18 protein-coding genes are annotated in these 20,980 nt (G+C 65.3%); 11 read left to right on the top strand and 7 right to left on the bottom strand.

Annotation, left to right across the window (positions count from 1 at the left end; translation table 11 throughout):
* Positions 1-91 precede the first annotated feature (91 nt).
* A complete protein-coding gene (locus tag ACP2YP_RS01990; protein WP_426421978.1) occupies positions 92-952 on the bottom strand; it encodes a sulfite exporter TauE/SafE family protein in 861 nt (286 codons plus the stop codon).
* A gap of 521 nt (positions 953-1,473) precedes the next feature.
* Here ACP2YP_RS01990 and sdhC point away from each other — a divergent pair.
* The 10 genes from sdhC to ACP2YP_RS01940 all read left to right on the top strand — a co-directional run bounded on the left by sdhC (position 1,474) and on the right by ACP2YP_RS01940 (position 13,532).
* A complete protein-coding gene (gene sdhC, locus ACP2YP_RS01985) occupies positions 1,474-1,872 on the top strand; it encodes a succinate dehydrogenase, cytochrome b556 subunit (RefSeq protein WP_426421977.1) in 399 nt (132 codons plus the stop codon).
* Positions 1,869-2,273 (top strand): succinate dehydrogenase, hydrophobic membrane anchor protein, encoded by a 405-nt coding sequence (gene sdhD, locus ACP2YP_RS01980; RefSeq protein ID WP_426421976.1) that lies wholly within the window; start codon positions 1,869-1,871, stop codon positions 2,271-2,273. Before sdhC ends, sdhD begins: the two co-directional genes overlap by 4 nt.
* 3 nt (positions 2,274-2,276) lie before the next feature.
* Positions 2,277-4,112, top strand: coding sequence for a succinate dehydrogenase flavoprotein subunit (sdhA, locus tag ACP2YP_RS01975; protein ID WP_426421975.1), 1,836 nt, complete (start codon positions 2,277-2,279; stop codon positions 4,110-4,112).
* 124 nt (positions 4,113-4,236) lie between these two features.
* Complete coding sequence (locus ACP2YP_RS01970) at positions 4,237-5,019, top strand: succinate dehydrogenase iron-sulfur subunit (protein ID WP_426421974.1); 783 nt, start codon at positions 4,237-4,239, stop codon at positions 5,017-5,019.
* A gap of 192 nt (positions 5,020-5,211) precedes the next feature.
* On the top strand, positions 5,212-7,365 hold the full coding sequence (locus tag ACP2YP_RS01965) for an ATP-binding protein (protein ID WP_426421973.1): 2,154 nt from the start codon (positions 5,212-5,214) through the stop codon (positions 7,363-7,365).
* Positions 7,366-7,420: 55 nt separating this feature from the next.
* Positions 7,421-9,379 carry an ABC transporter ATP-binding protein/permease gene (locus ACP2YP_RS01960; RefSeq protein ID WP_426421972.1) on the top strand — a complete coding sequence of 653 codons (1,959 nt, stop codon included), beginning with the start codon at positions 7,421-7,423 and terminating at the stop codon, positions 9,377-9,379.
* A 63-nt stretch (positions 9,380-9,442) separates the two neighbouring features.
* Positions 9,443-10,267, top strand: a complete 825-nt coding sequence (locus ACP2YP_RS01955) for an FkbM family methyltransferase (protein ID WP_426421971.1) — start codon at positions 9,443-9,445, stop codon at positions 10,265-10,267.
* A gap of 21 nt (positions 10,268-10,288) precedes the next feature.
* Positions 10,289-10,675 carry a VOC family protein gene (locus ACP2YP_RS01950; protein WP_426421970.1) on the top strand — a complete coding sequence of 129 codons (387 nt, stop codon included), beginning with the start codon at positions 10,289-10,291 and terminating at the stop codon, positions 10,673-10,675.
* A gap of 73 nt (positions 10,676-10,748) precedes the next feature.
* Positions 10,749-10,991 carry a hypothetical protein gene (locus ACP2YP_RS01945; protein WP_426421969.1) on the top strand — a complete coding sequence of 81 codons (243 nt, stop codon included), beginning with the start codon at positions 10,749-10,751 and terminating at the stop codon, positions 10,989-10,991.
* A gap of 204 nt (positions 10,992-11,195) precedes the next feature.
* Positions 11,196-13,532, top strand: a complete 2,337-nt coding sequence (locus tag ACP2YP_RS01940; protein WP_426421968.1) for an OmpA family protein — start codon at positions 11,196-11,198, stop codon at positions 13,530-13,532.
* A gap of 227 nt (positions 13,533-13,759) precedes the next feature.
* Here ACP2YP_RS01940 and argG read toward each other — a convergent pair whose 3' ends face one another.
* The 6 genes from argG to ACP2YP_RS01910 form a co-directional block, all read right to left on the bottom strand.
* Positions 13,760-15,097, bottom strand: a complete 1,338-nt coding sequence (gene argG / locus ACP2YP_RS01935; RefSeq protein ID WP_426421967.1) for an argininosuccinate synthase — start codon at positions 15,095-15,097, stop codon at positions 13,760-13,762.
* 119 nt (positions 15,098-15,216) lie between these two features.
* Positions 15,217-15,993, bottom strand: coding sequence for a phosphatase PAP2 family protein (locus ACP2YP_RS01930; RefSeq protein ID WP_426421966.1), 777 nt, complete (start codon positions 15,991-15,993; stop codon positions 15,217-15,219).
* Positions 15,994-16,134: 141 nt separating this feature from the next.
* Positions 16,135-16,629: a hypothetical protein gene (locus ACP2YP_RS01925; protein ID WP_426421965.1), complete on the bottom strand. Its 495-nt coding sequence runs from the start codon at positions 16,627-16,629 to the stop codon at positions 16,135-16,137.
* Positions 16,630-16,756: 127 nt separating this feature from the next.
* Positions 16,757-17,959 carry a 23S rRNA (adenine(2503)-C(2))-methyltransferase RlmN gene (gene rlmN, locus ACP2YP_RS01920; protein WP_426421964.1) on the bottom strand — a complete coding sequence of 401 codons (1,203 nt, stop codon included), beginning with the start codon at positions 17,957-17,959 and terminating at the stop codon, positions 16,757-16,759.
* 200 nt (positions 17,960-18,159) lie between these two features.
* Positions 18,160-18,807 (bottom strand): invasion associated locus B family protein, encoded by a 648-nt coding sequence (locus ACP2YP_RS01915; RefSeq protein WP_426421963.1) that lies wholly within the window; start codon positions 18,805-18,807, stop codon positions 18,160-18,162.
* Between the two features lie 106 nt (positions 18,808-18,913).
* A complete protein-coding gene (locus ACP2YP_RS01910) occupies positions 18,914-19,750 on the bottom strand; it encodes an SDR family oxidoreductase (RefSeq protein WP_426421962.1) in 837 nt (278 codons plus the stop codon).
* 255 nt (positions 19,751-20,005) lie between these two features.
* Here ACP2YP_RS01910 and ACP2YP_RS01905 point away from each other — a divergent pair, with 255 nt between their 5' ends.
* Positions 20,006-20,980, top strand: a complete 975-nt coding sequence (locus ACP2YP_RS01905; protein ID WP_426421961.1) for an NADPH:quinone oxidoreductase family protein — start codon at positions 20,006-20,008, stop codon at positions 20,978-20,980.

Genomic DNA, 20,980 nt, shown 5'->3' with positions numbered 1-20,980 from the left:
GAGGAGCCCTTGCGACGAAGCAATCCAGACTGCCGCCGCGGAGAGATTCTGGATTGCTTCGCTGCGCTCGCAATGACGGAGGTTGTGGCGGCTACTGTCCGCCCAAAAGGCTGATCACGAACCTGCTGCCGACGATAAACAGATAGCACCCGAACGCGACTTCCAGTGTTCGCTTCGACATCGCATGCGCGGCTCTCACCCCGAGCGGCGCGGTGACGAGGCTCATCGGCATCACTAAGACCGCGCCGATCAGCGAGACGTAACCAAGCGCGAACGGGATCTGCAAGGCCGAGACGCTCGGATAGGTCGCAGCCGCCGGCCAGCCGGCATAGATGTAGCCGAGCGCGCCGGGGATCGAGATCAGTACTGCGAGCGCCGATGATGTCGCGACCGCCTGATGGATCGGGCGGCCGTAGAAGGTCATCAGCAAATTCGAGAACAATCCGCCGCCGATTCCCATCAGGGTCGAGAGAATGCCGACGCAGAAACCGTAGACGCGCATCAACGGGCCTTGCGGCAGGTCGTCGCCGAGCTTCCAGGTCTCGCGCGCGAAGATGAGGCGCGCTGCGGCCGAATAGGCCACGCAGACGAACACAATCTTGAACAGCCGCTCCGGCGCGTAGCGCGCGGCCACGCTGCCGGCGATGACGCCGATCAGGATCGGCAGCCACCAGACGTGCAGGATCGACATATCGACGGCGCCGCGCTTGTAATGGGCCTGGAACGAACGGATCGAGGTCGGGATGATCACCGCGAGCGAGGTGCCGACGCAAAGCGGCATACGCACTTCGAGCGGCACGCCGGCGATGCGGAAGCACTCGTAAAACACCGGCACGAGAATCGCGCCGCCGCCGATGCCGAACACGCCGGCGAGGAATCCCGACAGCGCTCCGACTGCGATCAGCAGCAGCGCGAGCTCGACCAGCTCCTTGATATCAAGACCTGCAATCACCCCTGATCTGCCCGGCGACTGGTCGCAACATCTCCGAGACGCACGTTCGGATTCGGCGGCGCGCCAAGCTGTAGGCGATCTGATTCCCGCGGTCGACACGCTGCGTCTTCCGGCTGGGGTGGAATGCAGGCTGCGCATATCCGCCGCCACGCGGAAAATCGATGCGCATGGCGGAAATTGCAGTTGGCGCATCGGCCAACCGCGCCGACCCGAGCGTCATGAACAGACTGGTTCGAACTGTGGCCGTCGATCGGCGGGTTGGAGCCGTTCCAATAGTAATTTCAATGCGCCTTGACCGTCGCCACAAGGGATGAATTAATATTCTGTTCTTGGTCGGTGCGCCACCGCTCTGGTATACCAAGCCCCTGATTGGGCTTGGTTCATCAACGCCGTAGCGCTGAACCCCGGTTCGATTTATGTCGATTTGGTGATTGCACAGGCCAAATCGACTCCGTAAATAGAGCTGAACCTTCGCGATCCCCGCGCGCCCCCTGCTGGGCCGCCATAAACATCAAAAGCCCATGACCGCACGGATCGAACGACCGCTTTCACCACACATGCAAGTCTACCGCTGGACGCTGACGATGGCGCTGTCCATCGTCCATCGCGCCACCGGTATCGCCCTCTACGTCGGAACCCTGCTGCTGGTCTGGTGGCTGGTTGCGGCGGCCACGGGCCCCGCCGCTTACGCCAACGTCCAGGCTTTCACCGGCAGCATCATCGGCCGGCTGATCGTGTTCGGCTACACGTGGGCGCTGATGCACCATATGTTGAGCGGCATCCGGCATTTCGTCTGGGACCTCGGCTACGGCTTCAAGGCCAATGAGCGCGAAGCGCTGACCTGGGGCGCGCTGATCGGCGGCATCGTGCTGACGGTGCTGATCTGGATCATCGCCTACGCGATCGGGGGTGGACGATGAGCACAGCCGATACGCCGAAGCGCAGCATGCGCACCCCGCTCGGCCGCGTCCGCAATCTGGGCGCCGCCCATTCCGGCACATCCGACTTCTGGCGCCAGCGCCTCACGGCGGTGGCGATGACGCTGCTGATGATCCCGGTGCTGGTGATCATCATGATGCTGCTCGGCCGCAACCAGGCCGGCGCCAAGCAGATCCTCGGCTCGCTGCCGGTCGCCATCATCATGCTGCTCTTCATCGTCGCCAGCGCATGGCACATGAAGATCGGCATGCAGGTCGTGATCGAGGATTACGTCCACAACGAGAAGCTGAAGCTCGCTTCAATCATGCTCAACAATTTCTTCGCGGCCGCGGTTGCGCTCGCCTCGATCTACGCGATTCTCCAACTTTCATCCGGAGTGTAAGCCATGGCCCCTGAGATGAATGGCAAGGGCAACGGCGCTCCCGCCACCAACGGCAAAGCCTATCCGATCGAAGACCACACCTATGACGTCGTCGTGGTCGGCGCCGGCGGCGCGGGTCTGCGCGCCGTGGTCGGCTGCAGCGAGGCCGGCCTTCGCACCGCCTGCATCACAAAGGTGTTTCCGACCCGCTCGCACACGGTTGCCGCGCAGGGCGGCATCTCGGCTTCGCTCGGCAACATGCACAAGGACGACTGGCGCTGGCACATGTACGACACCGTGAAGGGGTCGGACTGGCTCGGCGACCAGGACGCGATCGAATACATGGTGCGCAACGCGCCTGACGCGGTCTATGAGCTCGAGCATTGGGGCGTGCCGTTCTCGCGCACCGAGGACGGCAAGATCTATCAGCGCCCGTTCGGCGGCATGACCATGGACTATGGCAAGGGCCAGGCGCAGCGCACCTGCGCCGCCGCCGACCGTACCGGCCACGCCATGCTGCACACGATGTACGGCCAGTCGCTGCGCCACGCGGCCGAGTTCTTCATCGAGTTCTTCGCCATCGACCTGATCATGGACGACCAGGGCACCTGCCGCGGCGTCATCGCGCTCAAGCTCGACGACGGCACGCTGCACCGTTTCCGCGCCCAGACCGTGATCCTCGCGACCGGCGGCTATGGCCGCGCCTACGCCTCCTGCACCTCGGCGCACACCTGCACCGGCGACGGCGGCGGCATGGTGCTGCGCGCCGGCCTGCCGATGCAGGACATGGAGTTCGTGCAATTCCACCCGACCGGCATCTACGGCTCGGGCTGTCTCGTCACCGAAGGCGCGCGCGGCGAAGGCGGCTATCTCGTCAACTCCGAGGGCGAGCGCTTCATGGAGCGCTACGCGCCGTCCGCAAAGGATCTGGCGTCACGCGACGTCGTCTCGCGCGCGATGACCATCGAGATCCGCGAGGGGCGCGGCGTCGGCAAGAAGAAGGACCACATCTTCCTTCATCTCGATCATCTCGATCCCGCGGTGCTCGCCGAGCGCCTGCCGGGCATTTCCGAGTCCGCAAAGATCTTCGCCAATGTCGACGTGACGCGCGAGCCGATCCCGATCGTGCCGACCGTGCACTACAACATGGGCGGCATCCCCACCAATTATCATGGCGAAGTCCTGACCAAGAGGGACGGCGACGACAACGCCGTCATCCCCGGCCTGATGGCGATCGGCGAAGCCGCTTGCGTCTCCGTGCACGGCGCCAACCGCCTCGGCTCCAACTCGCTGATCGACCTCGTCGTGTTCGGCCGCGCCGCCGCGCTCCGTCTCGCCGAGAAGCTGACGCCGAACGCCAAGCAGCCCGAGCTGCCGGCGAACTCGTCCGATCTCGCGCTCGGCCGCCTCGACCATTACCGCTACGCCTCGGGCGGCACGCCGACCGCAAAGCTGCGCGAGGGCATGCAGCACGTGATGCAGAACAACTGCGCCGTGTTCCGCACCGGCGATATCCTGAGCGAAGGCCAGAACCTGATCGCGAAGGTCCACAGCGGCATTACCGACATCGCCGTGTCCGATCGTTCGCTGGTGTGGAATTCCGATCTGGTCGAGACGCTCGAGTTCGACAATCTGATCTCGCAGGCGGTGGTGACGATGAATTCGGCCGCCAACCGCACCGAGAGCCGCGGCGCGCATGCCCGCGAGGACTTCTCCGCGCGCGACGACAAGAACTGGATGAAGCACACGCTGGCCTGGCTGGACGATTCCGGCAAGGTCAAGATCGAGTACCGCCCGGTTCACGACTACACCATGACCAACGACGTGCAGTACATCCCGCCCAAGGCGCGGGTGTATTGATCGAACAGTAGCCTTCCGGGGCGATGCGCAGCATCGAACTATGGTGCGCAATTGCGCACCTGAGAATCTCGAGATTCCGGGTCTGGTCCTTCGGACCATCCCGGAATGACGAAAGGTTAGAGCAATGGTTGAATTCGCACTTCCGAAGAACTCCAGGATATCAGGCGGCAAGACCTGGCCGAAGCCCCCGGGCGCGACCGACGTTCGCGAATTCCGCGTCTATCGCTGGAATCCCGACGACGGCAAGAATCCGAGCGTCGACACCTATTACGTCGACACCCATGATTGCGGTCCGATGGTGCTGGACGGCCTGATCTGGATCAAGAACCACATCGACCCGTCGCTGACCTTCCGCCGCTCCTGCCGTGAAGGCGTCTGCGGCTCCTGCGCCATGAACATCGACGGCCAGAACACGCTGGCCTGCACCCGCTCGATGCACGACGTGAAGGACGGCGCGGTCAAGATCAACCCGCTGCCGCACCAGCCTGTCGTGAAGGACCTCGTTCCCGACCTCACCAATTTCTACGCGCAATACGCCTCCGTCGAGCCGTGGCTGAAGACGACGTCGCCGACGCCGCAGAAGGAATGGCGCCAGAGCCACGAGGATCGCGAGAAGCTCGACGGTCTTTACGAGTGCATTCTGTGCGCCTGCTGCTCGACCTCGTGCCCGAGCTATTGGTGGAACAGCGACCGCTATCTCGGCCCCGCCGCCCTGCTCCAGGCCAACCGCTGGGTGTCCGATTCGCGCGACGAGGCCACCGGCGAGCGGCTGGACAATCTCGAGGACCCGTTCCGGCTGTACCGCTGCCACACCATCATGAACTGCGCCAAGGCCTGCCCGAAGGGCCTGAACCCGGCCGAAGCCATCGCCGAGCTCAAGCTCAAGATGGTCGAGCGCCAGATCTAGGCGCCGTTCCATGCTACCGCCCCCGGCCCGAGCGGCCGGGGTATTCTACGATCGGGACGATTTCGGGTAAGATTTGTCCCATCCCGCGGCGCGAGCGAATTGACGAACCACAACCTCCGGTTCCTGCTACAAGCCGCTTCCTTCTCAGTGTCAGATTCAAGTAAGCTCTCCGGTCGGGGGACCGGAGCGACCGTGCAGGGCGCGCAACGCAATTCGCTGAGACTCTTGCAGTGGATGATGGCTGCATCCCTGGCGCTGCCGATTGCGCTGTTCGCCATCGCCTCCACGATCTCCTACAATTCGACGCTCGACATCGCCGACCGTGAGATCGAGCGCACGCTCGACGTCGCGCATGAGCATGCGCTCAAGGTGTTCGAGACCATCGATCGCAGCCTGGCCGAGATCAACGAGGTGGTGCGCGACCTTCCCGATGACGTCATCCGGTCGCGGGAACCTGCGCTGCACCGGCGCCTGAAGCAGCTGACCGACGCGCTGCCGCAGCTCAAGTCGGCCTGGATCTTCGACGCGAACGGAAAATCGCTGGTCAACAGCCTGGTGTCACCGCCGCCGGATCAGAGCTTTGCCGACCGCGATTACTTCTATGCGCATGTCGACCAGAGCATCGGCACCTTCATCGGCGCCTCGCTGACGCCGCGGCCTCCCTACCAGGGCGCGCACTTCTTCGGCGTCAGCCGCCGCCGCTCGTCCGACGACGGCAGCTTCACCGGCGTGATCCAGGCGTCCGTGCTGCCGGAATATTTCGAGAGCTTTTACGCCAGGATCGGCACCGATCCCGGCAGCTTCTTTGCGATGGGACGCGCCGACGGCGTGCTGCTGACGCATTTCCCGCGGCTCGATCGCGATTTCCGGCTAGACCCCAGCGGTCCGGTCGGCCGGCACATCGCAACCCATCCCGATCACGGGCTCATGACCATCGCCTGGCCCTCGGACGGAATCGAGCGGCGCATCGGCTACCGCCGCGTCGCCGAATATCCGATCTATGTCAGCGCCGGCCTCGAAACGTCGGCGATCCGCGCACGCTGGCTCGCCACCATGAGCCAGCATCTGGTGTTCGGCGTGCCCGCGACCGCGCTGCTGTTCATCCTGCTGGCCTTCGCCTTCCGGCGCACCCAGCATCTCCAGACCGAGGCGGCCAAGCGGCGCGAAGCCGAGGAGGCGCTCAAGCACAGCCAGCGACTGGAGGCGCTGGGTCAGCTCACCGGCGGCGTCGCGCACGACTTCAACAACCTCCTGACCGTGATCCGTGCCTCCGTCGATCTCTTGAACCGCCCGCAACTGAGCGAGGAGCGGCGGCAGCGCTACATCACGGCGATTGCGGAGGCGGTCGCGCGCGCCGCCAAGCTGACCTCGCAGCTCCTGGCCTTCGCGCGGCGCCAGACCTTGAAGCCCGAAGTGTTCGACATCGGCGATCGCATGCAGTCGCTGCGCGACATGCTCGCCACGCTGCTCGGACCAGCGATCGAGATCGTCACGCAACTGCCGGCCGAGCCCTGCCTCGTCAATGCCGATGCCGGCCAGTTCGAGACGGCCATCATCAACATGGCGACCAACGCGCGCGACGCCATGCTGGGCAGGGGCCGTATCGTCTTCACGGTCAACGCGGCCACGACCGTTCCTGACACGCTGGCGCACCTCGCGGGAAGCCAGATCTTGAAAAATATCGGATTCGTCTGCGTCACTGTCAGCGATACCGGCATCGGCATTCCCGCTGCGCAATTGGGCCGCATCTTCGAGCCGTTCTTCACCACCAAGCAGGTCGGCCAGGGCACCGGCCTCGGCCTGTCGCAGGTGTTCGGCTTCGCCCGCCAATCCGGCGGCGAGGTGACGGTCATGAGCGAGGTCGGCCAGGGCAGCACCTTCTCGCTCTATCTGCCGCGCGTACCGACGGCTCTGCTGCCCCGGAGCCAGGCGCCGACCACCGCACCGGCCGTCGCCGGCAGCGGCATGTCGGTGCTGGTCGTCGAGGACAACATCGAGCTCGGCAACTTCGCCGCCGACGGGCTGACCGAGCTCGGCTACAGCATCACGCTGGTCGACAATGCCACCGACGCGCTCACCGAGTTGGTCGGCGACCCCGATCGCTTCGATGTCGTGTTCTCCGACGTCGTCATGCCCGGCATGACCGGGCTCGATCTCGCGCAGGCCATCCGCGATCGTTGCATCGGCGTGCCGATCGTGCTGACCACCGGCTACAGCCACGCTTTGTCCCAGGACGGCGTCGCCGGCTTCGAGCTCGTGCAAAAGCCCTATTCGATCGAGGAGTTGTCGCGCGTCCTGCACGACGCCGCGCGGCTGAAACGGGTGCGCGACGGCGCCGCCGAGTGACCGGGGGCCGGCGGAACCCAAGGGAACCGGCTGATTTGTCTGGCGTTATCCGGCCATGCAAGAGCCAGCCGCAAAGCGCGAACAGGGCAAGAAGCCGCCCATCGTCGACCTCAAGGGCGAGGACGGCGACAGGATCGCGCCGCCGCCGCCCGAAGCGCTCGAGCCTGATTCAGAGCTCTCGCCCGAGGAGGTCGAGCAGGCGCGCAAGGATTATCTGCTGACGCGGTTCTGGATCAGCGCACGCGGCTTCTGGAACCGCAAGGGCGACCGCCTCGCCTGGCCATTCTCGATCGGCCTCGGCGGACTGATCATTCTGACCGTCGGTTTTCAATACGGCATCAATGTCTGGAATCGCGCGATATTCGACGCCATCGAGAAGCGCGACGCGACCACGGTCTTTCACCTCACCGGGGTGTTCTTCCCGCTCGCGATCGGCAGCATCGTGCTCGGCGTTGCGCAGGTATTTGCGCGCATGGGCATCCAGCGGCGCTGGCGCGCGTGGCTCACCAACAACGTGCTGACGCGCTGGCTCGCCAACGGGCGCTACTACCAGCTCAATCTCGTTGGCGGCGATCACAAGAATCCGGAATACCGGATCGCCGAGGATCTGCGCATCGCAACGGATTCGCCGGTCGACTTCCTCGCCGGCGTGACCTCCGCCCTGCTGTCGGCCGCGACCTTCATCGTCGTGCTCTGGACCATCGGCGGCGCGCTCACCATCACGATCAGTGGATCGAGCATCACGATTCCTGGCTTCCTCGTGATCGCCGCGATGCTTTATGCCGCAATCGCCTCGGGCTCGATCCTGGTGATCGGCCGTCAATTCGTGCAGGTCTCCGAGGACAAGAACCAGGCCGAAGCCGATTTCCGCTACACGCTGACGCGCGTGCGCGAGAATGGCGAGAGCATCGCGCTGCTCGGCGGTGAGGAAGAAGAACGCGGCGGCATCGACCGCAATTTTACCAGCGTGCTGCGGCAATGGGCGCGGCTTGCCGGTCAGCACATGCGGACCACGCTGGTGTCGCAGGGCTCGAGCCTCGTTGCACCCGTGGTGCCGCTTTTGCTCTGCGCGCCAAAATTCCTCGACGGCAGCATGACGCTCGGACAGGTGATGCAGGCGGCCTCCGCCTTCACCATCGTGCAGAGCGCGTTCGGCTGGCTGGTCGACAATTATCCCCGGCTCGCCGACTGGAACGCCTGCGCGCGCCGCATCGCCTCGCTGATGATGTCGCTCGACGGCCTCGAGCGTGCCGAACAAGGCGACGGCCTCGGCCGCATCAAGCGCGGCGAGACCAGCGGCGAGACGATGCTGGAGCTGAACGACCTCTCTGTGGCGCTCGATGACGGCACCGCCGTGGTCGGCGAGACCGAAGTGGCGATCGAGCCCGGCGAACGGCTCCTGGTCGCCGGCGAATCCGGCACCGGCAAGAGCACGCTGGTGCGCGCCATCGCCGGTCTCTGGCCATGGGGTGGCGGCAGCGTCAATTTCCATCCCGACCGGCGGCTGTTCATGCTGCCGCAGCGGCCCTACGTGCCCTCAGGCAGCTTACGCCGCGCCGTGGCCTATCCCGGCTCCGAGGATGACTGGACTATGGAGGAGATCGGCGAGGCCCTGCACAAGGTCGGGCTCGACCATCTCAAGGAGAAGATCGAGGAAGAAGGCCCATGGGACCAGACGCTGTCAGGCGGCGAGAAGCAGCGCCTCGCCTTCGCGCGGCTGCTGCTGCACAGCCCCGACATCGTCGTGCTGGATGAAGCGACCTCCGCGCTCGACGAGAAGAGCCAGGACAAGATGATGAAGATGGTCACCGACGAGCTGCCGAAGGCGACCATCGTCAGCGTCGCGCATCGCGTCGAGCTGGAGGCCTTCCACAGCCGCAAGATCGTGCTGGAGCGCCGCAAGGGCGGCGCAAAACTCGTCAGCGACATCGACCTGATCCCGCGCAAGGGCAAGCGCAAGCTGCTCGGGCGATTCCAGCGGCAGCGCAAGCCGGCGGCGAAAAAGGCGGCCTAAGCGCCGTTGGAGTCCCCGGCAAAACCGGCTATGCATGCGCCGCCTGCAACGAGGATCGCCTGCTTGACGCCCGACAATGCCCTTTCATCCGCGCCGTTCGGCGCGTTTGCGCCGAACGCAGCGCAGGCCGCAATCATTCGCCTCGCGCAAGGATCGGGGTTAAAGCGCGGCGCGTTCCGGCCCTGGATGTCGCGGCTGGTCAATCTGCTGCGCAGCGGCCCGATCGACGTGCAATATCAGGGCGCCTCGTTCCGGTTCTATCACCAGGGCAGCGCGACCGAACGCGGCGCGCTGTTCAACCCCGACTATAATCTCGACGAGCTCGACTTCCTGCGCCAGCACACGCAGGCCGGCGGCACGTTCGTCGATGTCGGCGCCAATGTTGGTACCTTCGCATTGGTGATGGCGCGGCATGTCGGCACCCACGGCAAGGTGGTCGCGATCGAGCCGCATCCGCTGACCTTTGGCCGGCTCTCGTTCAACCATACCGCATCGAACGCGATGCAGGTGCGCCTGGTGCAGGCCGCCGCGGGCGACAGCGACGGCGAGCTGATGATCGAAAGCGGCGGCGGCAATCTCGGCGCCACGCACGTCGTCACCGGCGCGGCCAGCGCTGAGGCCATCAAGGTGCCGTCGCTGCGGCTGACGCGCATTCTCGACGAGGCTGGCGTCACACAGGTCGACTCGCTCAAGATCGACGTCGAAGGGTTTGAGGACCGCGTGCTGATCGGCTTCTTCCGCGACGCGCCGCCATCGCTGTGGCCCCGCGCGGTCGTGATCGAGCATCTGTCACAAAACGAATGGCAGCAAGATTGTATCGCCGACATGGTCGCGCGCGGCTTTACCATCGCGCGCAAGACAAGAAGCAATACGTTCCTGTCACGCTGACGACGAATTACGGAGGTTACGATGATCGATCATTTGGGCCTCTCCGTTTCCAACTATGAGGCCGCGAAAGCGTTCTACAGCAAGGCACTGGCGCCACTCGACTACAGCCTGATCATGGAAGTGACGGAGGAGCAGACCGGCCACGCCGCGGCGGCCGGATTCGGCACCGGCGACAAGCCGGATTTCTGGATCGGCGGCGAGGGCGCGATGAACAAGCCGGTGCATGTCGCGATCCTCGCCAAGGACCGCGCCACGGTCGACGCGTTCTACAAGGCTGCGATGGCCGCCGGTGGCCGCGACAACGGGCGGCTCGGCCTTCGCCCGCATTATCACGCGAACTATTATGGCGCCTTCGTGCTGGACCCCGACGGCCACAACATCGAGGCGGTCTGTCACGCACCGGAATAGCGCGGCGCGATGCGGGAACATCGGCACGGCATCTTCGTTGTCGTTCTCCCGACAACTGATCTCGATGATGCCGATGCCGATTGAACCGCCCGAGATTCCACCATCGACACCCGGCACGCCCACCGAGCCACCGCCCGGAATTCCGCCGGGCAATCCGCAACCTGAAATCACGCCGCCGGTGCACGAGCCCGGCGAATCACCGCGGCCCGATGAATTGCCGGGTCGCATGCCTGAAGAGATTCCGTCGGGCGGACCGAACGGTCCGCTCGCGCCAAATCCCGCGACGGATGTCAATTCGTCGCAGCGTCACTCTTGAGACGAGAGCGATCACATGTGAGGCGATTGCAACCAGCGTCTGAATGCGCAATGAACGTCGCTAGAGTGACGTGATTTGCGTGCAGAAATAAATCGGGCCGCGACCGCTTCGCCCGCCACAATGCGGCCCAACGCGTAGACGTTCATTCCAACACTTCGTCAAACCAACACTTCGTCAAAGAACCTTCCGGGGAAGTTGAACCACATGACCAACCTTCGTTTCGTGCTGCTTGCCACGACGGCTCTGACCGCGATGCAATTTGCAAGCTCCGCATCGCATGCGCAAAGCGCGCCGCCGCTCGTGGTCGCGCAGGCCCAGCCAGAATTGGGCCCTGACGGAAAACCGAAGCAGCCACCGAAGGAAGCGCCAAAGGGACCGCCGCCTGCTGCGCCCAAGGCACCGGCCGCACCGCCGCCGGCGGCTGCGCCACCGCATCCGCCCGCAGCACCTCCGCCGGCTGCCGCGCCGTCTCACCCGACGCCGCCGCCACCGCCGGCTGCGCCGCCCGCGACCCATCAGGCTCCTCTGCCGCCCCCGCCGCCGCCTGCTGCACCCAAGGCGCCGACGCCGCCTCCGGCCGCGGCTCCGCAGCAGCATGCACCGACACCGCCGCCTCCGCCGGCAGCGGCCCCGCAGCAGCACGCACCGACTCCGCCGCCGCCCGCGGCAGCACCGGCGCATCCGGCTGCCACGCCGACACCTCCGCCTGCTGCAGCCACGCCACCTTCAGCGGCACCTGCGGCACGACCTGCGCCGACGGCTACGCCCTCTCCTTCGCCCGCAGCACCGGCTCGCCCGGCGACGACACCTGCTACCCCAACAACCACACCCACACCGTCGGCAACGCCAGCGCCTGGCACCACGCCGCCCGGACGTCCCGGTGCTCCTCCGGCTGCAGCAACACCGGCTCCAGGTGCCACGACGGCGCCAAGTGGCACCCCGACCACGCCGCCCGGACGTCCCGGCGCTCCCCCAGCTGCAGCAACACCGGCTCCAAGTGCCACCCCGACGCCAGGTGGCACCACGACGACGCCCGGACGTCCCGGCGCTCCCCCAGCTGCAGGAACACCAGCTCCAGGTGCCACACCGGCGCCAAGTGGCACCCCGACGACGCCGCCCGCACGTCCCGGCGCTCCTCCGGCTGCAGGAACACCAGCTCCAGGTGCCACCCCGGCGCCAGGTGGCACCACGACGACGACGCCCGGACGTCCCGGTGCTCCTCCGGCTGCAGCAACACCGGCTCCAGGTGCCACCCCGGCGCCGACAGCAACGCCGGCTCCCGGCGGCGCGGTGACGACGCCGCCCGGACGTCAGGGTGGAACGCCGCCTGCCGGCGCGCCCGCTGCCGGAACTCCACCTGCGGCTCCGCAGGCGGGTGCCGCGCCGCGTCCTCCGGCTCCCCCGCCCGGCGTCGCGGCACCCAGTGTCGTCCCTGCCACGGCGGCCGCGGCACCGCCGCCCGACAAGGCGCAATATGCGCCGCCGACCGTTGCACCGGCCTTCCGCGCTGCGCCGACAGTCGCCGCGCCGCTGCCGCCGCCGCCGCGTCCGCAGCAGCGTGACCTGACACCGCTTGCGTTCGGCGCGGGCGTGGTGGCCGGCGCCGTGATCGGCGCCACCATCGCCGACTACCGCAATCAGCGGCAGGAGGTCGTCGAAGGCGGCCGCACCGTCTACACCGAGCCGGATCGCATCATCATCCGCGATCCGGGCGGGCAGGAATATGTCCGCGGCGACGATCTCTATCGCTTCCGCTACGGCGCCCGCGACATCCGCACCGAGACCGTCGGCGGCGAAACCCGCACCGTCGTGATCCGTCCCGACGGCAGCGAAGTGATCACCGTGGTCGGCGCGGACGGTTCGCTGCTGCGTCGAATCCGCAGGGACCCCGGCGGGCGCGAGATCGTCATCATCGACAACAGCTATCGCGATCCGCGCTCGGTCGGTGGCTTCTATGTCGACGTCCCGCCGCCGGTCGTCAGCATTCCGTACGATCGCTACATCGTCGATGCCCAGGAAGCGTCGCCGGACGTGATCTATGAGACCATGGAGGCACCCCCGGTGCAGCGGATCGAACGGCGCTACTCGCTCGACGAGATCCGCTACTCGCCGAACGTCCGCATGGCGATGCCGAGCATCGACGTCAACACGATCAACTTCGAGACGGGATCGTGGACCATTCCACCGGATCAGGCGGCGCGGCTGCAGGCGATCGCCGACGGCCTCAACCGTGCGATCCAGCGCAACCCGCGCGAGGTGTTCCTGATCGAGGGACACACCGACGCGGTCGGCAACGACGTCGACAATCTGTCGCTGTCGGATCGCCGCGCGCAGTCCGCAGCCGAATTGCTGACCCAGCAGTTCGGTGTGCCCGCGGAAAACCTGACGTCGCAGGGCTACGGCAGGCAGTACCTGAAGGAGCAGACCGACGGACCGAGCCGGATCAACCGGCGCGTCACCGTCCGCCGCATCACGCCGCTGCTCAATGGCGGCCAGGCCTCGCTGCCGCCGCCCCCGCCCGGCACCACGCCGCCGCGCTGAGGCGATAGCCACAATGCAAAATGGCCGGGATCGCACCCGGCCATTTTTGTTTGAGGTCGTTGCGCGCGAGGTTAGGCTACGGTGCGAACTCGTAGGGTGGGCAAAGGCGCGTTAGCTGGCACCGTGCCCACCATTGCAGCGGTGGAAGGATGGTGGGCACGCTTCCGCCTTCGCTCTTCGAGCTACGGCGGACAAGTCGCTTTGCCCACCCTACGGCAGCGAGCGCTTTAACCCTTGTCGCTCTCGAGCCGGAAGATCTGCGAGCCTTCGCTGCCCGAGAGCAGGCCCGTGTCGGTGTAGAGCTTCAGCTTCGTCCGCGTGTCGGCGATGTCGAGATTGCGCATGGTGAGCTGGCCGATGCGATCGGCCGGTGAGAAGGCGGCGTCCTCGACCTTCTCCATGCTGAGCCGCTCCGGCGCATAGGTGAGGTTCGGGCTCTCGGTGTTGAGGATCGAATAGTCGTTGCCACGGCGCAGCTCCAGGGTGACCTCGCCGGTGACGGCGCGCGCGACCCAGCGTTGCGCGGTCTCGCGCAGCATCAGGGCCTGCGAGTCGAACCAGCGGCCCTGATAGAGCAGGCGGCCGAGGCGCATGCCGCTGATGCGATACTGCTCGATCGTATCCTCGTTGTGGATGCCGGTGACGAGGCGTTCGTAGGCGATGTGCAGCAGCGCCATGCCCGGCGCTTCATAGATGCCGCGGCTCTTGGCCTCGATGATGCGGTTCTCGATCTGGTCGCTCATGCCGAGACCGTGGCGGCCGCCGATCGCGTTGGCCTCGAGGAACAGTGCGACGGGATCGCTGAAAGTCCGGCCGTTCAGCGCGACCGGCTGACCTTCCTCGAAACGCACGACGACTTTCTCGGCCTTGACGTTGCAGTCGTCGCGCCAGAACGGCACGCCCATGATCGGGTTGACGATCTTGATGCCGCTGTCGAGGCTCTCGAGATCCTTGGCCTCGTGCGTGGCGCCGAGCAGATTGCTGTCGGTCGAATACGCCTTCTCGGCGCTCATCTTGTAGGCAAAACCCTGGGCGGTCATGAACGCCGACATCTCGGCGCGGCCGCCGAGCTCGTCGATGAACTGCTGGTCGAGCCAGGGCTTGTAGATGCGCAAGGACGGGTTGGTCAGCAGGCCGTAGCGATAGAAGCGCTCGATGTCGTTGCCCTTGAAGGTCGAGCCGTCGCCCCAGATGTTGACGCCGTCTTCCTTCATCGCCGCGACCAGCATCGTGCCGGTGACGGCGCGCCCGAGCGGCGTGGTGTTGAAATAGGTGATGCCGCCTGTCGAGATATGGAAGGCGCCCGACTGGATCGCGGCGATGCCTTCGTGGACGAGCTGCGTGCGGCAATCGACCAGCACGGCCTTCTCGGCGCCGAACGCTTCCGCCTTGCGCGGGATCTCGTTGTAATCGGCTTCGTCTGGCTGGCCGAGATTGGCGGTATAGGCGTAGCAGCGCGCCCCCTTCTGCTTCATCCAGAGCAGCGCCGCTGACGTGTCGAGGCCGCCCGAAAACGCGATGCCGACTTTCTCACCCTTGGGCAGGCTTTTCAGGATCGTGGTCATGGCGCTTCCAATCGGGTCTCAAGGGGCTGATGGCAAGGGGCTGATGGCAAGGGGCTGATGGCTAGTGGTTTGACCGCGCGAATATCAAATTTCGCTGACCTGAGCACGCATTTAATGGCTCAAATCGACGGTGCGGGGCCGGTCTTGCCGCCGAACAGGCGCTTGCGGAGCCGGTAAGCGGGCATGTTCAGCCGGGTCAGGGCGACATCGACCGCTTCGTCCGAAAACCGGGTCCGCGGCCAGCGGTAGATCAGCGCGTAGCCGAACCAGATCACGACGAAGGTGACGAGGCCGGCGGTCGCGACATCGGTGAAGAAGTGGCCGCCAAAAGCCATACGGAGCCCGCTGGTCGCGGCGCCGAACACGACCGCCCCGGCATAGGCGAGCGGCCGCCATGCCGGCGGTGCCAGCGCGGCCGGCGCCAGCGTCCAGAACGCCGTCGCACCCTCGCCCGAGAAGAACGAGCAATTGCGCGCACAATCGCCGCGCGGATCCCACCACGCCACGAACTGCTGGTCGCCGGCAAACTCGGTCACCACCACCGGCCGCGGCCGGCCCCAATAGGTCTTGAAGGTGAGGTTGGTGAGAATGCCGGCTGACAGGATGATCGTGACCAGCAGGAACACGATCGCACGCCCCGACACCATCAACGGACGATCTGGCCGGATCATCTTGACCACGAGTGCAATCAGCGCAGGCAGCACGAAGGCCCAGGAGACCCACATCGCAGCGTCCCGCGCGATGCCGGCCCAGCCGTTCAGCTTGAGCGGAAAGGTCTTTGTCTCGGGATCGAAGAACAGCGCGGCGAGCTTGAGATCGAGCTCGGGATAGAGGCCGAAAACGACGCCGATCACGAGCCACAGCGCCAGGGCGATGAAGAGTCCAGTCCGGTTCATGGCGCGCGGTTTAGCGGAGTGGGACGGGGATGGAAACCCTGGAATCCGTCATTGCGAGCGTAGCGAAGCAATCCAGAATGCCTCTGCGGTAACAGTCTGGATTGCTTCGTCGCAAGAGCTCCTCGCAATGACAGCGAGCCATCACCGCGCATCCGGCCGCGAATTCGAAGGCAACGGCGGAGGCGGCCGGCGTGGGGGCGGCGGGATGCGCCAGGCACCCGCATTGCGGCCGGCGATCAGCCAGTAGACGACGCCGGCGACGATGCCCGCACCGGTCATGATCTCCAGATGCCGGCGCACGATGCCCTCGAACTGCAACGTGTCGGAATGGAACGGGATCAGGCCGAGATAGCAGGCGAGCCCGACAAGGCCGCCGCCGACAGCATAGGCAAGCGCACTGCGGATATAGAGCGCCTCCGTGATCGCGGCGATCAGCATCGCAGGCACCAGCGCGAAACCGGAAACAAAAATGAAGCCGAAGCCGAGCAGGATGTCGATCGTGCCCTGGTCGACGGGACCTGCGCCGAGATCGGAAAATTCCGGAAATAGCAGCGCGCCCACGACGATCATGCCGCCGACGAAACAGGCGGCGAGGAAGCCGATGAAAATGACGATGAGGCGGCCGATCAGGGACATGACGTCACTCTCACCGTCATTGCGAGGAGCGTAGCGACGAAGCAATCCAGACTGCCCCCGCGGAAAGACTCTGGATTGCTTCGCTTCGCTCGCAATGACGAGGAAGCGAGAGCACGCACATAACTGGCTAATCCGTCATCGCCATGGCGCGCAGCGCCTGGCGTTCGCGAGCCGAGAGTTTTTCGGTCTCCGACTTGAGCTGGCCGCAGGCGGCGAGGATGTCGCGGCCGCGCGGGGTGCGCACCGGCGAGGAATAGCCGGCGTTGAAGATGTATTCGGAGAATTTTTCGATCTGGTCCCAGTCCGAGCACTCATAGGCGGTGCCGGGCCAGGGATTGAACGGGATCAGATTGATTTTTGCGTGAATGCCCTTGAGCAGTTTCACCAGCAGCTTGGCGTCGTCGAGCGAATCGTTGACGCCCTTGAGCATCACATATTCGAAAGTGATGCGGCGCGCATTGGAGGCGCCGGGATAGTCGCGGCAGGCCTGCAGCAGCTCCTTGATCGGATATTTGCGGTTGAGCGGCACCAGCTCGTTGCGCAGCTCGTCGCGCACCGCATGCAGCGAGATCGCAAGCATGACGCCGATCTCCTCGCCGGCGCGCACGATGTTCGGCACCACGCCCGATGTCGACAGCGTGATGCGGCGGCGGGAGATGCCGATGCCCTCATTGTCGCCGACGATGAGGAGTGCATCGCGCACCGCGTCGAAATTGTAGAGCGGCTCGCCCATGCCCATCATCACGATGTTGGTGACGCGGCGCGTGCCGTCCTCGCGATCGGCCCAATCGTTCAGGCGATCGCGCGCGACCATGACCTGGCCCACGATCTCGCCGGCGGTGAGGTTGCGCACCAGGCGCTGCGTGCCAGTGTGGCAGAACGAGCAGTTCAAGGTGCAGCCGACCTGCGAGGAAACGCAAAGCGTACCGCGATCGGTCTCGGGGATGTAGACGCACTCGACCTCGTGCGCCTTCTCGACATTGTCGCCGCTCGGCAGCCGCAGCAGCCATTTGCGGGTGCCGTCGTTGGAGATCTGCTCGGCCACGACTTCGGGCCGGTCGACCGTGAAGTGCTGGCCGAGCTCGGCGCGAATGCCCTTCGAGACCGAAGTCATCTCATCGAAGTTTTGGGCGCCGCGGAAATACATCCAGTGCCACAACTGCTGCACGCGCATCTTGCGCTGGGCCGGTGCGACGCCAATGTCGCCGAGCCGATCGGCAAGCTCGGTGCGCGACAGGCCGATCAGCGATGGCTTGGCCGGTGGCACATAGGTTTCGAGTGGAGTCTTCTCCACCAGGATTGCGTCGCGCGGCTCGGTCGTCGGTTGCATCGATAGGCCTAAGGTCAGTGCGGTCTAAACTCGTCATGCCCGGGCCTGACCCGGGCATCCACGTCTTTCGTCAATCGCGGAGGCGCGTGGATGGCCGGGACAGGCCCGGCCATGACGGCGAAAAATCTGGAACCGGCTCTATATAGCAACCGGAACGGCCGATTGCGACCTTCTCGCCCGCAGCCTTAACGCCTGCAATCTTATCGTCGGCAGTCTTGCGAAATCCGGTCGAGCGCCTGGGCGAGGCCCTTCAGCGAGAACGTGTCGGTCGTCTCCGTCCCCTTGGCCGAGACGCCCTTGACCACGAGATCGGCGGATTTGCGCATGGCCTCGACCATCCGCTCCTCCTCGGCCGCATTCTTGATCCAGAGGCCGTCGCCCTGCGTGTACATCGCAAACGCAGCGCCGCCGACCTCGACCGAGGATTCCGAGCCCGGCTTCAGCGCATAGCCGATCATGACCGAGACTTCATTGTTCACCTTCTCGGCCGGGCGGGTCGAGACGAAGGCGTAGGCGGGATCACGTGGCCGGTTTGGCGGATTGGTCTTCGACGACGAGGGCTTTGCCAGCGCAAAGCAGACCTTCTTGCCGTTGGGTGTCGCCGAATAGGCACCCCAGGTGCCGAACTGGCCGATCAGGGTCGGCTCTGCGCCGCCCGCAACCGCCGCGGGAGGGGCAGCCGGCTTGCTCTCGGGCTTGGCTGCCGTCTTTGCTGCCGTCTTGGCGGCGGCAGCGGCGGGCTTTGCCGCAGCCTTCGGCGCCGGTTGCGCCGTCTGCGCCCGCGCGGAATCGGTGATTCCACAGGCCGTCACACCAGTCATCAAAGCTAAAATCAGCACCCGCCACATGCTGGAGTGGTTCCCTCAATATTGTGACTGGAAGATGGCCCGGCCGTGCTTTGTCCCCGTCGCAGGGATAGCCGGAAAAGTCCAATTTGGGAAGGCAGTTAGCGCGTCAGCCTTTGGATCGCGCGGCGCGTTGCTCGGACCATTGTGCATCGGTCCAGCGCAACAGATCCTCGGCGCCGGAACTGCGCAGATGTGCGCCACCGTCGATCACGACCATCTCGCCGTTGATGTAGCCGGCGCGGTCCGAGACCAGGAAGCTGGCGAGGTCGGCGAGCTCGCTGTGCTCGCCCGTGCGCCCCATCGGGTTTCGCGCGGTCAAGCCGTCACGGCCTTCGGGGCGAAGCTGCCCCGATGCACCGGCGGTCGGGAACGGTCCGGGTGCAATCGCGACAGTGCGGATGCCCTTCGGGCCCCACTCCACCGCGAGGCTTTTGGTCATCGCCAGCACTGCCGATTTCGCCATCGCCGAGGGAACAGTGAAGGCGCGGCCGGTGATGGTCGAGGTCGAGAGGATCGAGAGCACGACACCGTTGTGCTTGCCATCGATCCAGCGCCTGCCGGCGCCGAGCGTGCAGTACATCGCGCCATGCAGCGTCGGCGCCAGGATCGCGTCCGCGGCGCGGAACGACAGATGCTCGCTCTGAGCGATGAAGGTTGCGGCAGCGTTGTTGACAAGGATGTCGAGCGGCGCCTCGCGCCAGATCGTATCCATCATGTTGTCGACAGCGGCGCCGTCACGAACATCGCACGCGATGGTCGTGACTTTGCCGCCGGTCTGCGCGCGCATCTCAGTCGCGGTTGCTTCGAGCCGGTCGAGCTTGCGGCCGCAGATCACGAGCTCGGCGCTAAGCGTGAGAAAGCGGCGCGCCATCGCGGCACCGAGGCCGGAGCCGCCGCCGGTGACGAGGATGCGCTTGCCCTTGAGCAGACCTGTTTCAAACATCGTTTGAATCCTTTCTCCGCGGATCTCGTCATTGCGAGCCACCGGGTCCGCGCGAAGCGCGGCCCGATAACAGGCTCCGCGAAGCAACCCAGACTATTTCCGCGGCACGGTTTCTGGATTGCTTCGCTTCGCTCGCAATGACGCAAGGATAGGCCTTCGTGCTGCTCTAGACAAAGAATCTAGATTGTCGGACCACGTTAAATCCGGCAGAAACAGCCAACCATAACTCCACCTCGAAACGCTTTAGGTGCCGCCATGAAAGCCATCCTCTGCTCGCAATATTGCCAGCCCGACGATCTCGTGCTCGCCGATGTGCCGGATCCGGTGGCGGGTCCCGGTGAAGCCGTGATCGCGATCAAGGCGGCGGCGCTGAACTTCTTCGACCTCCTGATGATTCAAGGAAAGTACCAGATCAAGCCGCCATTCCCGTTCTCGCCGGCCGCTGAAGTCTCGGGCGTGATCGAGAGCATCGGCCCTGGTGTCACTGACCTCAAGGTCGGCGATCGCGTGGTCGCCTCCTGCGGCCACAACGGCGCGCGTGAAAAGATCGCGCTGCCGGCGGCGTCGATCGTAAAGATTCCCGACAATCTCGATTATGACCGCGCGGCCGGCATCATCATCATCTACGGCACCGCGCTGCACGCGCTGGAAGATCGCGCGAGCCCGAAGCCAGGCGAGACGCTCGCGGTGCTCGGCGCTGCCGGCGGCACTGGCTTAGCTGCCTGCGAGCTGGGCAAGCTGATGGGCCTGAAGGTGATCGCCTGCGCCTCATCGGACGAAAAGCTCGAATTCGCCAAAGCACACGGCGCCGAGCTGACGCTGAATTACGGCAAGGAAGATTTGAAGGAAGGCCTGCGCAAGCTCACGGGCGGCAAGGGCGTCGACATCATCTTCGATCCCGTGGGTGGTGCGTATGCGGAAGCCGCGCTGCGCTCGATCGCCTGGGAAGGACGCTTCCTCGTGATCGGCTTTGCCGCCGGCGACATTCCGAAGATGCCGCTGAACCTCGCGCTTCTGAAGGGCTGCGACATTCGCGGCGTGTTCTGGGGCGCCTGGACGCGGCTCAATCCCGCCAAGAACCGCGCCAATCTCGAGAAGCTCGTGAAGTGGACGGCGGAAGGAAAAATCTCCTCGCATGTCGACCGCACCTTCCCCTTGGCGCAGACCGCCGACGCATTGAAGGTGCTCGCGGGACGTCAGGCCATGGGCAAGGTGATCTTGCATCCGTGA

Source organism: Bradyrhizobium genosp. A (assembly GCF_049949275.1).
Lineage (GTDB): Bacteria > Pseudomonadota > Alphaproteobacteria > Rhizobiales > Xanthobacteraceae > Bradyrhizobium.
This window is presented reverse-complemented; position numbering and strand designations above follow the sequence as displayed.

Excerpts from the sequence above, each read along its gene's own strand:
- ACP2YP_RS01960 (WP_426421972.1), top strand. The coding sequence starts at position 7,421 with ATGCAAGAGCCAGCCGCAAAGCGCGAACAGGGCAAGAAGCCGCCCATC.
- argG (WP_426421967.1), bottom strand. The coding sequence starts at position 15,097 with ATGACCACGATCCTGAAAAGCCTGCCCAAGGGTGAGAAAGTCGGCATC.
- ACP2YP_RS01915 (WP_426421963.1), bottom strand. The coding sequence starts at position 18,807 with ATGTGGCGGGTGCTGATTTTAGCTTTGATGACTGGTGTGACGGCCTGT.
- sdhD (WP_426421976.1), top strand. The coding sequence starts at position 1,869 with ATGAGCACAGCCGATACGCCGAAGCGCAGCATGCGCACCCCGCTCGGC.
- ACP2YP_RS01910 (WP_426421962.1), bottom strand. The coding sequence starts at position 19,750 with ATGTTTGAAACAGGTCTGCTCAAGGGCAAGCGCATCCTCGTCACCGGC.
- rlmN (WP_426421964.1), bottom strand. The coding sequence starts at position 17,959 with ATGCAACCGACGACCGAGCCGCGCGACGCAATCCTGGTGGAGAAGACT.
- ACP2YP_RS01905 (WP_426421961.1), top strand. The coding sequence starts at position 20,006 with ATGAAAGCCATCCTCTGCTCGCAATATTGCCAGCCCGACGATCTCGTG.
- ACP2YP_RS01950 (WP_426421970.1), top strand. The coding sequence starts at position 10,289 with ATGATCGATCATTTGGGCCTCTCCGTTTCCAACTATGAGGCCGCGAAA.
- ACP2YP_RS01945 (WP_426421969.1), top strand. The coding sequence starts at position 10,749 with ATGCCGATTGAACCGCCCGAGATTCCACCATCGACACCCGGCACGCCC.
- ACP2YP_RS01925 (WP_426421965.1), bottom strand. The coding sequence starts at position 16,629 with ATGTCCCTGATCGGCCGCCTCATCGTCATTTTCATCGGCTTCCTCGCC.
- ACP2YP_RS01940 (WP_426421968.1), top strand. The coding sequence starts at position 11,196 with ATGACCAACCTTCGTTTCGTGCTGCTTGCCACGACGGCTCTGACCGCG.
- ACP2YP_RS01930 (WP_426421966.1), bottom strand. The coding sequence starts at position 15,993 with ATGAACCGGACTGGACTCTTCATCGCCCTGGCGCTGTGGCTCGTGATC.
- ACP2YP_RS01970 (WP_426421974.1), top strand. The coding sequence starts at position 4,237 with ATGGTTGAATTCGCACTTCCGAAGAACTCCAGGATATCAGGCGGCAAG.
- sdhA (WP_426421975.1), top strand. The coding sequence starts at position 2,277 with ATGGCCCCTGAGATGAATGGCAAGGGCAACGGCGCTCCCGCCACCAAC.
- sdhC (WP_426421977.1), top strand. The coding sequence starts at position 1,474 with ATGACCGCACGGATCGAACGACCGCTTTCACCACACATGCAAGTCTAC.